9 protein-coding genes and 2 rRNA genes are annotated in these 15,206 nt (G+C 37.2%); 1 reads left to right on the top strand and 10 read right to left on the bottom strand.

Annotated features, from left to right (window positions below; translation table 11 throughout):
* Positions 1-546: 546 nt before the first annotated feature.
* The 7 genes from BS101_RS05465 to BS101_RS05435 all read right to left on the bottom strand — a co-directional run bounded on the left by BS101_RS05465 (position 547) and on the right by BS101_RS05435 (position 10,661).
* Positions 547-1,947 (bottom strand): [FeFe] hydrogenase, group A, encoded by a 1,401-nt coding sequence (locus BS101_RS05465; protein ID WP_242951409.1) that lies wholly within the window; start codon positions 1,945-1,947, stop codon positions 547-549.
* 36 nt (positions 1,948-1,983) lie between these two features.
* The gene (locus BS101_RS05460; protein ID WP_073537907.1) at positions 1,984-2,520 is read right to left on the bottom strand and encodes a 4Fe-4S dicluster domain-containing protein; all 537 of its coding nucleotides are present in this window, start codon (positions 2,518-2,520) and stop codon (positions 1,984-1,986) included.
* A 35-nt stretch (positions 2,521-2,555) separates the two neighbouring features.
* On the bottom strand, positions 2,556-3,317 hold the full coding sequence (locus BS101_RS05455; RefSeq protein ID WP_073537906.1) for a 2Fe-2S iron-sulfur cluster-binding protein: 762 nt from the start codon (positions 3,315-3,317) through the stop codon (positions 2,556-2,558).
* A 15-nt stretch (positions 3,318-3,332) separates the two neighbouring features.
* Positions 3,333-4,295, bottom strand: a complete 963-nt coding sequence (locus BS101_RS05450) for an NADH-ubiquinone oxidoreductase-F iron-sulfur binding region domain-containing protein (protein ID WP_073537905.1) — start codon at positions 4,293-4,295, stop codon at positions 3,333-3,335.
* Positions 4,296-4,976: 681 nt separating this feature from the next.
* A 23S ribosomal RNA gene (locus BS101_RS05445) occupies positions 4,977-7,873 on the bottom strand.
* 678 nt (positions 7,874-8,551) lie between these two features.
* Positions 8,552-10,064: ribosomal RNA gene (locus tag BS101_RS05440) — 16S ribosomal RNA — on the bottom strand.
* Together the 16S and 23S rRNA genes form the textbook arrangement of a ribosomal RNA operon.
* A 426-nt stretch (positions 10,065-10,490) precedes the next feature.
* Positions 10,491-10,661, bottom strand: a complete 171-nt coding sequence (locus tag BS101_RS05435) for an aspartyl-phosphate phosphatase Spo0E family protein (protein WP_073537904.1) — start codon at positions 10,659-10,661, stop codon at positions 10,491-10,493.
* Positions 10,662-11,103: 442 nt separating this feature from the next.
* Here BS101_RS05435 and add point away from each other — a divergent pair, with 442 nt between their 5' ends.
* Positions 11,104-12,150, top strand: a complete 1,047-nt coding sequence (gene add / locus BS101_RS05430) for an adenosine deaminase (protein WP_073537903.1) — start codon at positions 11,104-11,106, stop codon at positions 12,148-12,150.
* A gap of 206 nt (positions 12,151-12,356) precedes the next feature.
* Here the strand turns inward: add and sufU are convergent, their stop codons facing one another.
* Genes sufU through sufD form a run of 3 tightly spaced genes read right to left on the bottom strand, consistent with a single transcriptional unit; the run spans position 12,357 to position 15,200 of the window.
* On the bottom strand, positions 12,357-12,797 hold the full coding sequence (gene sufU, locus BS101_RS05425) for a Fe-S cluster assembly sulfur transfer protein SufU (RefSeq protein WP_073537902.1): 441 nt from the start codon (positions 12,795-12,797) through the stop codon (positions 12,357-12,359).
* Positions 12,784-14,046 carry a cysteine desulfurase gene (locus BS101_RS05420; RefSeq protein ID WP_073537901.1) on the bottom strand — a complete coding sequence of 421 codons (1,263 nt, stop codon included), beginning with the start codon at positions 14,044-14,046 and terminating at the stop codon, positions 12,784-12,786. Before BS101_RS05420 ends, sufU begins: the two co-directional genes overlap by 14 nt.
* Positions 14,046-15,200 carry a Fe-S cluster assembly protein SufD gene (sufD, locus tag BS101_RS05415; protein WP_073537900.1) on the bottom strand — a complete coding sequence of 385 codons (1,155 nt, stop codon included), beginning with the start codon at positions 15,198-15,200 and terminating at the stop codon, positions 14,046-14,048. Before sufD ends, BS101_RS05420 begins: the two co-directional genes overlap by 1 nt.
* Between the last annotated feature and the right edge of the window lie 6 nt (positions 15,201-15,206).

The following is a 15,206-nucleotide window of genomic DNA, read 5'->3' as shown; positions in this document are numbered from 1 at the left end:
TAAAATTATTTTTATTAATATTTTTACATTTCCTATTGTATATCATTTTTATATACTTATCTTGCAAAATATTGTTTAGTTTAATACCTATATTAACTATTTAAAATTGTATTTTCTTTATATATTTATGTACTTTCTTTACATCTTCATATACTGACATAATATTGATAAATTTAAATATATCAATGAAGAAACTTCCGAAAATACATAAACAACTTCAGTAATACAACAGCAACAACATAAAGTAAAGTAAAGATTGTATCTGATAAATAGAATTATACATCATTTTATAAATAAAATCATTAAATTTTCACAGATTATTTACTAATATCATTAACAAATGAAAAAAACTTTTCCACATTTGCTTAAAAATTAAAAAATCAATTATAATATATATGATATAAGAACAATTATAGATCAGATTATTCCTATATCATATTTTTATATTGACTATACTTAACCTGTTTGTGTTTATTTATCCTCTTTTTTATGTGAATTTTTTATTAATTTAAATCCTAAATATTATAAATTATTAATTTATATATATTATAAATTAATATTCTTTCTGGATTTATATTTTGTGTGCAGCAGTTCATGAGATTTATGTCCTAAAGGTTCTCCTAAAAATTCACTATATAATTTTTGTATGCCCGGGTTCTCATGAGACTTTCTATAAGGAAGACTGGAATCATGATTGTAAAGTCCCCTTTTTCTGGCATCATAGGCTGCAGCCTTATCTGATTCAAATATAATTTTAGGTTGTCCTCCTCCACTGACACAGCCTTCGGGACACGTCATTATCTCTATAAAATGCATATCACATTTTCCATTTTTTATCATATCCAATACTTTTTTTACATGTTTTAAACCTGATACTACTCCTACCTTCAATTTAAAATCTCCTAATTCCACTTCTGCAGTTCTAAATCCTTCTCCTCCTCTAATGTTAGTAAGTTCTACACTAGGAATGGATTTCTTAGTATATAATTCATACCCTGTTCTAAGGGCTGCTTCCATTACACCTCCAGTAGAACCAAATATAGTTCCCGCTCCAGTATACATCCCCAGCACATCATCAAATTTATCATCGGAAAGAGTATTAAAGTCAATACCTGCATCTTTTATTAAGTGTGCTAATTCTCTCGTAGTTATAACTACATCCACACTCCTATATTCATTACAACTCATTTCTTCTCTTTCACTTTCAAATTCTTTACAGGTACAGGGCATAACAGCTACGTTATATATCTTAGCCGGATTTACCTTGTTCATTTGGGCTCCATAACTTTTAAAAATGGCACCCGCCATCTGCTGAGGAGATTTACAACTTGAAAGATGATCCAAAAGTTCTGGATAAGTTTGTTCCACGTATTTCACCCATGCTGGACAACAAGAAGTAAACATAGGTAAGGTTCCCCCTTTTGTTATCCTATCTAATAACTCACTACCTTCTTCCATTATAGTAAGATCTGCCCCAAAATTTGTATCATATACCCTATCAAATCCAATTTTTCTAAGCACAGCTGCCATTTTTCCCTCACTTAAAGTTCCAAAAGGCAATCCAAACTCTTCTCCTATGGCAACTCTTACAGCAGGAGCACACTGTACGATTTTAAATACATCTGTATTTCTAAGTATTTCCTTAACATTTTTAACCCTGCTTGTACTATATGCCGCAAAAAGTGGTTCATCTACATTATCTAATAATCCCCTATCAAACAATTTTTTACTCATAGGTGTAGCAACATCATCATATATAGAATAATATCCTTTACAAACTTGAATACATTGGCCGCACATAATACATTTTTCCATATTTATCACTTGTGGTTCACCCTTGCTGCCTCCTATAGCATCTACTGGACATACATCGGCACATCGCCTACAACCTGTACATAATTCCCTATCTATATTTATCATGGGAGTATTAGTCCACATATCTAACATTCCTTTCTTAATAAAATTTTTATTTCATTTAATTGATTACAATGTTTTCTTAGTATTGAGCTCTCCACTATAGTCTTCATTTTCTTCACATTTTACTAATTTCAACGCTCCCTGTGAACATTCTTCAATACAGGCAGGTTTTCCGCCTTCTTCTATACATAAATCACATTTATATGCTACGGCACTAACTTTAGGCTTGATCCTTCCTTTACTCACCTGACTTTCAATTCTTGGTAATAAATTTACAGCTCCTACTGCGCATACCAGCATACAATTTTTGCATCCTATACACTTATCCTCCTGAATAAATACTGACCCATGATTTTCAACTATAGCTTTCACAGGACAAACATTTACACAAAAAGCTTCTGTACAATGTCTACATTGTATGGGCATTGCCATACTCTCTTTTTTAACAAGAAATAATCTAGGTACCACTTCATTATTCATAGTTCCAACAGTACCTCCAGAATTATTTTTTCTGTGCTTTGCAGCACAGGCAATTTCACAGGCTCTACATCCTATGCATTTATTTGAATTTGCCATTACAAAAGAATTCACATGCTCTTCCATTTAGCTTACCACCTTTCCTATTTTAATATATAACTTTAAATACTTTCCAATACATGGTTCATGCCCTGAACTGCTTGTTCCCGTTTACACCTGCTGCAGTAAAATTTTCCCGGTTGTTCTATTCCTAACTTATCATAAGCATATTTAACATGCTCTTCCGTAGCAAAGTATTCTCCACAGCAATCACATTTCACCATTTTAAATTTATTGCCCCATATTTCTCTTTTGCCATCTTTATCTATAATGTCTATGGCATTAGTGGGACATACGTTAGCACAGGAACCACACCCTATACATCTTTGTGTGGATTTATCAGAAATATCTAATTTCTTATATATACCCTTATTAACTAAAGAAAGTACTCCTACCCCTACTGCCTTACATGCCTTTACACAAAGTCCACATAAAGCACAATCTTCTCCTTTTTCTAATTTAAATCTATTTACTTTTCTTTTCTCTACTCCAAAAGCTTCTGCAAATTTTTCTATTTCTTTATTATTAGGACATCTAGCCTGAAGCAGCATAGCTATGACTTTCCTCATCCTTTTTATCTTATCTGAATCAGTTATGACTTCTATTTCCCTATTTCCGGGATTTGCAGGAGATATACAAGAAGCCGCCACTTTACACTCTTCTCCGTCTATAACCTCTACTATACAAAATCTACAGGTAGCCAAACCAGGCAATGCATCACTATGACATAGTGTAGGTATATATATATTATTTCTTCTAGCTACTTTTAATATGGTATCTCCTTTTTGGGTTTCATAACTTTCACCATTTATCATAATTTTCATTATAAACTCACCTCTTTATAAAATCTTAATAGCATCAAATCTACATATATCTATACAATTACCACATCTTATGCATTTACTCTCATCTATTTCATGAGGTTTTTTGAATTCTCCTATAATACAATTGCTGTCGCAATTCTTCTTACACAATTTACATCCCATACACTTATCTTTATCTATATAAAAGGTAGTGAGATTTTTACAGACTCCTTGTCTACATCGCTTATTTTTCAAATGTTCCTCAAATTCATCTCTAAAGTATCTAATAGCAATCATTATTGGATTCTGTGCCCGCTTACCAAGATTGCATAAAGAAGCCTGACTAATAACATAAGACATCTGAAGCATATTTTCTATATCTCTTTCCTTTGCATTACCTTCACAGATATCAGTGACCATCTCCAGCATTCTCTTTACTCCCTCTCTACAGGGTATACATTTCCCGCAAAATTCTTTACTTAAAAAACTTAAGTAATCTTTAACAACATCCACCATGCAATTTCTATCACCTATAATAATTTCTGGTTTCATTTCAAGCAGTACTTCCTTTAAAGCTTCATATCCACCTTTTTCAATATATTGATCTATGGTAGTAGGATCTATATCATCCACATTTTTTAGAGCTACTTTATACTGTCTTTTATAAAATCCACTTTCATGATAATCTTTTAACTTCTCCTTCATAGACGGAGTAGCTTTTATCAATCTACTAACAATTTCATCATTCACCACTGTCCTTTGAATTATTTCTTCAACATCTTTAATTTTAACCCCATAATAAGTTATATTTGGATAAATTTTGACTACAGGACCTTTATCACATATTCCACTACATACACTGGATGTCAGCTTGGCTGATACTTCTGCATCAATTTCCATCTGTTGTATTTTATCTCTAAATTCTTCAAAAATTGACATACTGTTTTTAGCTATACACCCTGTTCCACAACATACATAAATTTTCTTTTTATTGCCCATAATTTTTCACCTCTATAAATTTATCAATTCAAATAATTTCATTTAATACTCTCACTCATACATTTAATCAGTTGTCCGTGAGACTTTAGCCTATGTACTAAAATTATCAACACCCTTTTGTAAACGACTTCATTTTCTTGTAACAGCCATTAGCTCAACAAAACTAAAATATTAACAATAAGTATGATTTTTATATAGTATATATGAAAATTATTCTTATTATGCCTCCTAATATATGCCTTTTACTATGTGAAAATTTTCACGCATTCAAATAAAACACACTTCCTATGTCTATATGGATTGTTAATATGTAAACAATCTATTCAACTTCAGTATAACATGTTTTAAATGTAAATAAAAGAACAATAAAAAGAAGTTTATTAAGTAATTCTTAATGGGAATAGTATCATTTAGATCAAGTGATTCTTAGGTTCAGGTGGAGTTTGCTGTAAGGACTGCTTATCTCTATCTGAACCTTAGAAGAACTTATCCAGGCGCATAGCAGTGCTTATCTCCTACTTTGAAGAAGATGGGAGTATTAGCAATGGTAGCGTTCGGATAAACAAAAAACTTGATGAAGAAATTCCTCTACATCAAGTTTAAAATTTTACATTAATCTTAACAATATATAATCTATACATTTTTTATAGTATCCCCTGAAAATTGCACAGTAAATATTATTTGGTCAAGCCCTCGACCTATTAGTATCAGTCAGCTTAACATGTTGCCATGCTTACACCCCTGACCTATCTCCTCCTCTTCTCGGAGGGGTCTTACTGGCTTTCGCCATGGGAAATCTTGTCTTGGGGTGGGCTTCACACTTAGATGCTTTCAGCGTTTATCCCTTCCCGACTTAGCTACCCAGCTGTGCTCCTGGCGGAACAACTGGTTCACCAGCGGTCAGTCCATCCCGGTCCTCTCGTACTAGGGACAGCTCCCCTCAAATTTCCTACGCCCGCGACGGATAGGGACCGAACTGTCTCACGACGTTCTGAACCCAGCTCGCGTGCCGCTTTAATGGGCGAACAGCCCAACCCTTGGGACCTACTCCAGCCCCAGGATGCGACGAGCCGACATCGAGGTGCCAAACCTCCCCGTCGATGTGAACTCTTGGGGGAGATCAGCCTGTTATCCCCGAGGTAGCTTTTATCCGTTGAGCGATGGCCCTCCCACGAGGTACCACCGGATCACTAAGCCCGACTTTCGTCCCTGCTCCACCTGTGTGTGTCGCAGTCAAGCTCCCTTTTGCCTTTGCACTCTCCGAAGAATTTCCAACCCTTCTGAGGGAACCTTTGTACGCCTCCGTTACTCTTTTGGAGGCGACCGCCCCAGTCAAACTGCCCGCCTATCATTGTCCCGTGTCCAGTTTCATGCACTCCGGTTAGAATTCCAGTACTGCCAGGGTGGTATCCCAACGTTGACTCCAGAAATGCTGGCGCACTTCCTTCTCTGCCTCCCACCTATCCTGTACAGGCAATACCAAAATTCAGTGATAAACTGCAGTAAAGCTCTACGGGGTCTTTCCGTCCAATCGCGGGTAGCAAGCATCTTCACTTGCACTTCAATTTCGCCGGATTTGTTGTTGAGACAGTGCCCAAATCATTACGCCATTCGTGCGGGTCGGAACTTACCCGACAAGGAATTTCGCTACCTTAGGACCGTTATAGTTACGGCCGCCGTTTACTGGGGCTTAAGTTCTTGCCTTCGCTTACGCTAAGCAGTCCCCTTAACCTTCCAGCACCGGGCAGGCGTCAGCCCCTATACTTCAGCTTTCGCTTTAGCAGAGACCTGTGTTTTTGATAAACAGTTGCTTGGGCCTTTTCTCTGCGGCCACTTTCATGGCACTCCTTTTCCCTAGGTTACGGAGTCAATTTGCCGAGTTCCTTAACAACAATTCTTCCGATGGTCTTAGGATTCTCTCCTCACCTACCTGTGTCGGTTTGCGGTACGGGCACACTCCTGCTCCATAGAGACTTTTCTTGGCAGTGTGAAATCAGATACTCGTCCTTGCGGACTCCCCTTCAAAGCCCAGGATTATCGGACATACGGTTTTTCCTTTATGTCCTCCCTCACTCCTTGGACACACATCCATTCGTGTGCACATCCTATCCTTCTGCGTCATCCCTTCTGTTCTTTTTCGCAAAAATGTGGTACCGGAATCTCAACCGGTTGTCCATCGCCTACGCCTTTCGGCCTCGGCTTAGGTCCCGACTTACCCTGGGCGGACGAACCTTCCCCAGGAAACCTTAGGTTTTCGACCAATAAGATTCTCACTTATTTCTCGCTACTTATGCCAGCATTCTCTCTCCTGCACTGTCCACCATTCCTTCCGGTATGGCTTCTGCCTGTGCAGCATGCTCCCCTACCGCCCTTTCAGGCCCATAGCTTCGGTGGTAAGTTTTAGCCCCGGACATCTTCGGCGCATGACCTCTTGACTAGTGAGCTATTACGCACTCTTTAAATGTATGGCTGCTTCTAAGCCAACATCCTAGTTGTCTTCGAAATCACACATCCTTTTCCACTTAACTTACACTTCGGGACCTTAGCTGTTGATCTGGGCTTTTTCCCTTTTGACTACGGATCTTATCATTCGCAGTCTGACTGCCGGGATTCAAGTATATGGCATTCGGAGTTTGATAAGGTTCGGTAACTGTTGTCAGCCCCTACCCCAGTCAGTGCTCTACCTCCATTACTCACTCCCGACGCTAGCCCTAAAGCTATTTCGAGGAGAACCAGCTATCTCCGAGTTCGATTGGAATTTCTCCGCTATCCACAGCTCATCCCATGGTTTTTCAACACCAACGTGGTTCGGTCCTCCACGAAATTTTACTTCCGCTTCAACCTGGCCATGGATAGGTCACCCGGTTTCGGGTCTACGGCATACAACTCCCCGCCCTTTTCAGACTCGGTTTCCCTTCGGCTCCGTACCTTAAGTACTTAACCTTGCTGCATACCGTAACTCGCTGGCTCGTTCTACAAAAAGCACGCCGTCGTACTTTAACGTACTTCGACTGTTTGTGGACACACGGTTTCAGGTTCTATTTCACTCCCCTCCCGGGGTTCTTTTCACCTTTCCCTCACGGTACTCCTCCTCTATCGGTCACCAGGTAGTATTTAGCCTTGGGAGGTGGTCCTCCCTGCTTCCCACAAGGTTTCTCGTGTCTCGTGGTACTCCGGTACAGGTTTTTTTGTTTCTGCTTTTCACTTACAGGGCTTTTACCTTCTGCGGCCCAACTTTCCAGTTGAATTCAATTAAGCTTCCACATTTTTTATTACCTGACCTCTACCCCGGAAACAAGTTTCCGGTTTGGGCTCTTTCCCTTTCGCTCGCCGCTACTTAGAAAATCGATTTTTCTTTCTCTTCCTCCGGGTACTTAGATGTTTCAGTTCCCCGGGTTTTCCCCTCCATGCCTATATATTCAGCATGCAGTACCTATTGTTTTATAGGTGGGTTTCCCCATTCGGACATCTCTGGTTCTCTGGCTATTTGCGCCTACCCAGAGCTTTTCGCAGCTTATCACGTCCTTCTTCGGCTCCTGGTGCCAAGGCATCCTCCATGCGCCCTTTGTAGCTTGACCTGATAATTTAGTCCAAATCTTCGATTTGGTTACTAAATTGCACTCCTCAGCCTCAGCTGAGTGAGTTTCATTAAAAAATTGCTATTAACTTCGTACAACTGCGTCAAATGCCTCACTGTGGTGCTCATTTACATAAGTAAATTCTACTCCTCCTTCGACCTTTTCCTTGCTGTACTCGTTATTATCAATTTTTATCCTTAGTTATTTATTATAACTGTTTGTTATAACCTATCTATAAGTATAACTTTAATTATACTTACTACTACAAAGGTTATTTCTAACCTTAGCTTTACTTCTTTTATTTACTGTGCAATTTTCAAAGGACAAAATTCTTTCAATTCACAGTGCACAATTTACTATTACTGTTTACACCGTACAATTGGAATGGGAATCTAACTGTCAATTGTCAATTCTTTATTGTCAACTGACTATGATCCCTCAAAATTAAACAGAATAAGCAGGAAGTTGCTAATAACTTCACAATCCATCGTCAAAACTTTCCCTGCGGTGCTCATTTACACAAGTAAACTCTGCTCCTCACTCAAGCTTTTCCTTGACTTGTTCGTTATTATCAATTTCTGGTCTATACTCACATTTTAAGTATAAACTCGGTAAATCTTATTTATCTCAAATTCCAGCTTTTAAGGCAGGTTTTTTCCCAGCCTTTCGACTCCTTAGAAAGGAGGTGATCCAGCCGCAGGTTCTCCTACGGCTACCTTGTTACGACTTCACCCCAATCACTAACCCCACCTTCGGCCGCGTCCTCCTTTTGGTTAGACTACGGACTTCGGGTGTTGCCAGCTCTCATGGTGTGACGGGCGGTGTGTACAAGACCCGGGAACGTATTCACCGCGACATGCTGATTCGCGATTACTAGCAACTCCAACTTCATGCAGGCGGGTTTCAGCCTGCAATCCGAACTGGGGGCAGTTTTTGAGATTTGCTCCTCCTCGCGGTATTGCTTCTCTCTGTTCTGCCCATTGTAGCACGTGTGTTGCCCTGGACATAAGGGGCATGATGATTTGACGTCATCCCCACCTTCCTCCACGTTAACCGCGGCAGTCTCGTTAGGGTGCCCACCTTTACGTGATGGCAACTAACGACAGGGGTTGCGCTCGTTGCAGGACTTAACCTAACATCTCACGACACGAGCTGACGACAACCATGCACCACCTGTCTCCCTGCCCCGAAGGGCTTCCTCCATTACGAGTTATTCAGGGGATGTCAAGTCCAGGTAAGGTTCTTCGCGTTGCTTCGAATTAAACCACATGCTCCGCTGCTTGTGCGGGTCCCCGTCAATTCCTTTGAGTTTTAATCTTGCGATCGTACTTCCCAGGCGGAGTACTTATTGTGTTTACTGCGGCACAGGGGGGGTCGATACCCCCTACACCTAGTACTCATCGTTTACGGCGTGGACTACCAGGGTATCTAATCCTGTTTGCTACCCACGCTTTCGTGCCTCAGCGTCAGTTACAGTCCAGAGAACCGCCTTCGCCACTGGTGTTCTTCCTAATCTCTACGCATTTCACCGCTACACTAGGAATTCCGTTCTCCTCTCCTGCACTCTAGATATCCAGTTTGAAATGCACTGCCCGGGTTAAGCCCGGGTCTTTCACATCTCACTTAAATATCCGCCTGCACACCCTTTACGCCCAGTAATTCCGGACAACGCTCGCCACCTACGTATTACCGCGGCTGCTGGCACGTAGTTAGCCGTGGCTTCCTCTTCCGGTACCGTCATTATCGTCCCGGATGACAGAGCTTTACGATCCGAAAACCTTCTTCACTCACGCGGCGTTGCTGCATCAGGGTTTCCCCCATTGTGCAATATTCCCCACTGCTGCCTCCCGTAGGAGTCTGGACCGTATCTCAGTTCCAATGTGGCCGTTCACCCTCTCAGGTCGGCTACGCATCGTCGCCTTGGGGGGCTTTTATCCCTCCAACTAGCTAATGCGACGCGGGCCCATCTCAAAGCGGATTTCTCCTTTAAGGTATTTACCATGCGATATTTACCTTTTATGCGGTATTAATCTCCCTTTCGGGAGGCTATCCCCCTCTTTGAGCCAGGTTACCCACGTGTTACTCACCCGTCCGCCGCTAATCCATCCCCGAAGGGACTTCTTCGCTCGACTTGCATGTGTTAGGCACGCCGCCAGCGTTCGTCCTGAGCCAGGATCAAACTCTTATTTTAAAAGTTTTTGACTCATTTCTTACTTTACGAAATTACTCTCTTTACTGCTCTCGCAGCTCAAAAGAATTGCTGGTTTATTCTTAATAAATAAGTTTACCTATCTTCTTCATTCTGTTTAATTTTCAAGGATCATATTTCAGCTTTACTGTCTTCTTCCCCAGACAGCTTTTACAGTATATCATCTCATTTTCTCTTTGTCAACATTATTATATCACTTTTTTATTTTATAAAAATTGATTCATTTAATCTTACAAAGTAATTGGAACAGTAAGAGGACTTATAGCATTATATGCTTTTATTATGCATTATGTACTTTTATAAAAATTTATACACACAAGCTTTTTATTTTAAATGTAATATGTACAAATAAATTTTATATTTAGGATACCAATACCTCATACTTCTCCAATACATTTAAAATCATTTTTACATATCATATTGAAAACTATCACCATTCTCTTTAATGTCCTTGTTATATTGAACATATATTAACTTATCTAATTCCTGACTTAACTTCAATACTTCTCCTCTATATAATACATCGCTTTTAACAACCAGCTCATTTAATCTTTCTCTAAGTTGCTCTATTCGTTTCATAAATTTTCACTCCATTTATTAATTTTTTACAACCTTTTTTATTGTATTACTTTCTCTTATATATTGCAATAATTAATATAATACATTTATTTACTTTAAAACATAAATTATACTATCAAATATTACATTTAGACAAATAATGTATTAACATACATTAAAACCTCTTTATTGTAAATGCATACTAATAATGATACTATATTATCAAGTAATTCTTAGGCTAAGGTGGAGTTTGCTTATGAGAAATACTTGCCTCACCTAAACCTTATTAACAGTATTCTCAGTGTCTTTAGCACTTAGAATACGTTATCCTTTAGGGGAAGAACTTATCTAGCCACGCAGCAATGCTTATCTCCATTTTTAAGAGAGAGTATCAGCTAATTGCCACCTTCAGATAAACTTCAATATTATTATTCTAAAAAACTTTTAAAGGAGTGATACCATAATGAATTTAAATAAAATACTTAAACTTATTCCCAAAACAGATTTACACTGTCATTTAGACGGTAGTTTAAGGCCAGAAACTATTTTAGATATCGCCTGTAAGGAGAACATACCTCTTCCAAATAAAGAACTAGCTAACTTCCAAGAAGAAATTAAAGTCATTGGAAAATGTACTTCTTTAAAAGAATACTTAAATAAGTTCAATCTTCCCATACAAATCATGCAGAAGGAGGAACATATATATAGGGTAACTTTAGAACTATTAGAAGATGCTTTAAAACAAAATATAAAATATATAGAAATACGCTTTGCCCCTTTCAATCATTTAAAAGATGGTTTAACTTTAGATCAAGTTATAAATACTGTATTAACCGCTATGAATTACGGAAGAACTCATTTAAATATTATGTCTAACTTAATTTTATGTATACTAAGACAAGAACCTGTAGAAAAAGGAATAGAGCTTGTAAATACAGCTAAAAAATATGTTGGCAAAGGTGTAGTTGCTGTAGATCTTGCGGGAAATGAATCAGACTTTCCTCCTGAAATTCATGAAGAAGCTTTTACACTAGCCAGAAAATACGGACTTCATCGAACAGTACACGCTGGAGAAACGGGTTTGCCAGAAAATATAATAAAATCTATAAATATTTTAGGGGCGGAAAGAATAGGACACGGCACTTATGCATACAAGGACAAAGAAATAATAAACTACCTAAAAGGAAATAGAATTCCCCTGGAAGTATGTATAACCAGTAACGTAAATACTTCAGCTGTAACTTCTTACCAGGAACATCCTATAAAAAAATATTTAGATGAAGATCTAATCATTACAGTAAATACCGATAATACAACTGTATCAAATACTAACTTAATTGAAGAATTCAATTATCTTATAAAATATCAAAGCTTTAGATTTGATGACATAAAAAAAGTTATAAAAAATGGAATAGAATCTTCCTTTGCATCCAAAGAAGATATAAACAAACTATGTGAAGAATATCTATCCACCATAAATGTGATAGAGTTAGCCAATCCTATTTTATAGTTTACTTTTACTTAAAAATCTCCTGCCTAAGATACTTACTTTGGGTAGGAGATTTATCCGAACACTACCATTGCTAACACCCCCAAGCTTCTTTAAAGTTGGGGATAAGCACTGCTACGTGCCTGGATAAGTTCTTCCAAGGTTCAGGTGGAGAAAAGCATTCCTCATGAGCAAACTCCACCTGAGCCTAAGAATTACTTGATTTTCTAAACTACTTTTCTATTTTTTATAGCTTCTTCTAAAGTATGCCATGCAAGTACTGCACATTTTACTCTACCAGGCAATGTAGATATATTTTTAAGGGCAATGGCATCTTCCAATTTTTCTAATTCTTTCTCATCAGTAACTTCTTTTTTTATCATCCCTATAAAGAGATTTACATAATCTATGGCTTCATCAATGGTTTTACCTTTTACCAAATCTATCATCATAGATGTAGAAGCCTGAGATATGGCACATCCACTGCCTTCATAAGCCAAATCACTTATTACATCTCCATTAAATTTTAATAAAAGAGTTATATCATCTCCACAGCTGGGATTATGTCCTCTCTCTTTTACATCTGCATCTTTTATATATCTTTTATTTGTAGTATCTTGATTATGTTCTGTTATTATTTCTGAGTATATCATACTAAGATCGTCCATATCCTAACCACTTCCTTACCTGCCTAAGACCCTCTATAAATTTATCTATTTCTTCATAGGTGTTATAGAAATAAAAACTAGCTCTTGAAGATGACTGTATACCTAAATATTTCATAAGGGGCTGTGCACAGTGATGTCCTGCTCTTATTGCCACTCCGTAATTATTTAATATTGTTGACACATCATGAGGATGCACATCTTTTACATTGAAGGAAATAATTCCTCCTCTATGTTCTGTATCTTTAGCTCCATATACTGTAACATACTCTATTTCACTGATTTTTTCAAGTGCATATTCTGTAAGTTCTTTTTCATATGCTTCAATCTTATCAAGTCCTATTGAATTTAAATAATCAATAGCTGCCCCAATAGATACAGCTCCTTCTACATTTTGAGTTCCTGCTTCAAATTTATATGGAAGTTCTGCAAAAGTAGCTTCCTGTTCTGTGACATATTCTATCATATCCCCTCCTCTTAAAAAAGGCGGCATTTTTAGCAGAAGTTCTTCTTTTCCATAAAGTACTCCAATCCCCATGGAAGACAACATTTTATGACCTGAAAACACAAAAAAATCTGCATCAATATCACACACATCTACTTTCATATGGGGAGCACTCTGGGCTCCATCCACTATAACCACAGCTCCTTTTTCATGAGCATATTTTGCAATTTCTTTAACTGGATATTTTGTTCCAAGTACATTGGACATCTGTGCAATAGAAACAAGCTTTGTTTTATCTGTAATTTTACGTTTATACTCCGCTTCAGTTAATCTTCCATTTTTATCAGTATACATATATTTCAGTACTGCACCTTTGGCTTTTGATATCATTTGCCAGGGAAGTATATTACTATGATGTTCTGATATAGGAATTACTATTTCATCCCCTTTGTTTATAAAATTTATACCGTAGGTATACGCTACCAAGTTGAGAGACTCTGTAGCATTTCTTGTAAATATTATTTCAGAGCATTTTTTTGCTCCTATAAATTCTCTTACTTTTTCACGGGCTCCCTCATAAGCTTCTGTAGATGTAACTCCCAAATAGTGAGCACCTCTATGAGGATTTCCATTATAATTTTCATTATAGTTTTCAACAGCTTTTATCACAGCTATTGGTTTTTGAGTTGTGGCACCATTATCTAAATATACCAAATCATTTCCATTCACTTTTATAGATAGTATAGGAAAATCCTTTCTTATTTTTTTTACATTTATATTTGTTATTTTTGCATCTAAACCACTCATTATATAATCCTCCTATTAAGTTCTTCAGATAAAAGTTTTCTCAAATCCTCCTCAGGAATTTTATCAAAAATAGGATTGAATCTGGCTTCTATTACAAGCTTTTGTGCTTCACTATAATTAAAACCTCTGCTCATTAAATAAAAAAGTTCATCTTCATCTATTTTACCAATACTGGCTGCATGTGCTCCATCTACATCCTCTTCCCCACAAAGAAGCATTGGAATAGAATCTGTTTTCACTTCAGGATTTAAAAGAAGTACTTCTTCCATCTGTGATCCCTTGGATTCATGACATCCTTTTTTAAAATCTATATTACCTTTAAATATCTTCTTTGCTCTATCCTTTAGAACCCCTTCTATCCACATATTACTAACGCTCTTTTCACCAAAATGATTGTTGGTATAATAAATATCCTGTTTTCTATCTCCATCCACCATATAGGCTGAATAAATATTAACCTCACTATGTTCTCCTAGTAAATCGGAATTATAATTTGTAACATTTATACTACTTCCAATTTCTATGGTTATCCAATTTATTTTTGCGTTTTTTTCTAAAATTGCCATATTCCAATCGAAATGAGAGGATTTATTACTCATCCTTTGAACTTTTATAACATCCACCTCTGCCCCATCTTTTGCAATTATTTTAGTCAGTCCATTATGAAAGGCATTTATTTCTCCATTATCTGTATGATAATCTACTATAAAAGTAACCTTACTATTTGGTTCCGCTACGATTATATTATGATCTATGACCATATTATTATCTTTATCCAAATTAAAATCAAGCCTCACATTTGAATGCAAAATCCTATTTTGGGGAACTTTTATAAATACCCCCGAATTAAACATCTCTTCTCCCAAGTTTACAAAATCTCCACATAATAAAGCTGCTTTTTTAAAACTGGGATAATCATGAAAATATTCATTTTTTATTCCTTTATTCATAGGCATTATAACAGCCTCTTTAAAATCTTCAATTTTATAATTTATATAATCCTTATTATAAGGGTTTATTTTGGAAAGTCTACAATTTTTAATGTGAAAATTATTTAGTCCAAGATATTTCCATGTGGGGACATAGGCTAAATTCAGCTTAAAGTCCCTTTTATCCTGAAATATAACTTCCTTGTCTTTGTTTTCATTAAACATCCTACT

The organism is Clostridium kluyveri (assembly GCF_001902295.1).
GTDB classification, from domain to species: domain Bacteria; phylum Bacillota; class Clostridia; order Clostridiales; family Clostridiaceae; genus Clostridium_B; species Clostridium_B kluyveri_B.
Note: the sequence above shows the minus strand (reverse complement) of the source record. Positions and strands in the feature narration are given on the sequence as shown.

Coding starts and splice junctions, on each gene's coding strand:
- BS101_RS05465 (WP_242951409.1), bottom strand. CDS start 1,947: ATGTTAGATATGTGGACTAATACTCCCATGATAAATATAGATAGGGAA.
- BS101_RS05460 (WP_073537907.1), bottom strand. CDS start 2,520: ATGGAAGAGCATGTGAATTCTTTTGTAATGGCAAATTCAAATAAATGC.
- BS101_RS05455 (WP_073537906.1), bottom strand. CDS start 3,317: ATGAAAATTATGATAAATGGTGAAAGTTATGAAACCCAAAAAGGAGAT.
- BS101_RS05450 (WP_073537905.1), bottom strand. CDS start 4,295: ATGGGCAATAAAAAGAAAATTTATGTATGTTGTGGAACAGGGTGTATA.
- BS101_RS05435 (WP_073537904.1), bottom strand. CDS start 10,661: ATGAAACGAATAGAGCAACTTAGAGAAAGATTAAATGAGCTGGTTGTT.
- add (WP_073537903.1), top strand. CDS start 11,104: ATGAATTTAAATAAAATACTTAAACTTATTCCCAAAACAGATTTACAC.
- sufU (WP_073537902.1), bottom strand. CDS start 12,797: ATGGACGATCTTAGTATGATATACTCAGAAATAATAACAGAACATAAT.
- BS101_RS05420 (WP_073537901.1), bottom strand. CDS start 14,046: ATGAGTGGTTTAGATGCAAAAATAACAAATATAAATGTAAAAAAAATA.
- sufD (WP_073537900.1), bottom strand. CDS start 15,200: ATGTTTAATGAAAACAAAGACAAGGAAGTTATATTTCAGGATAAAAGG.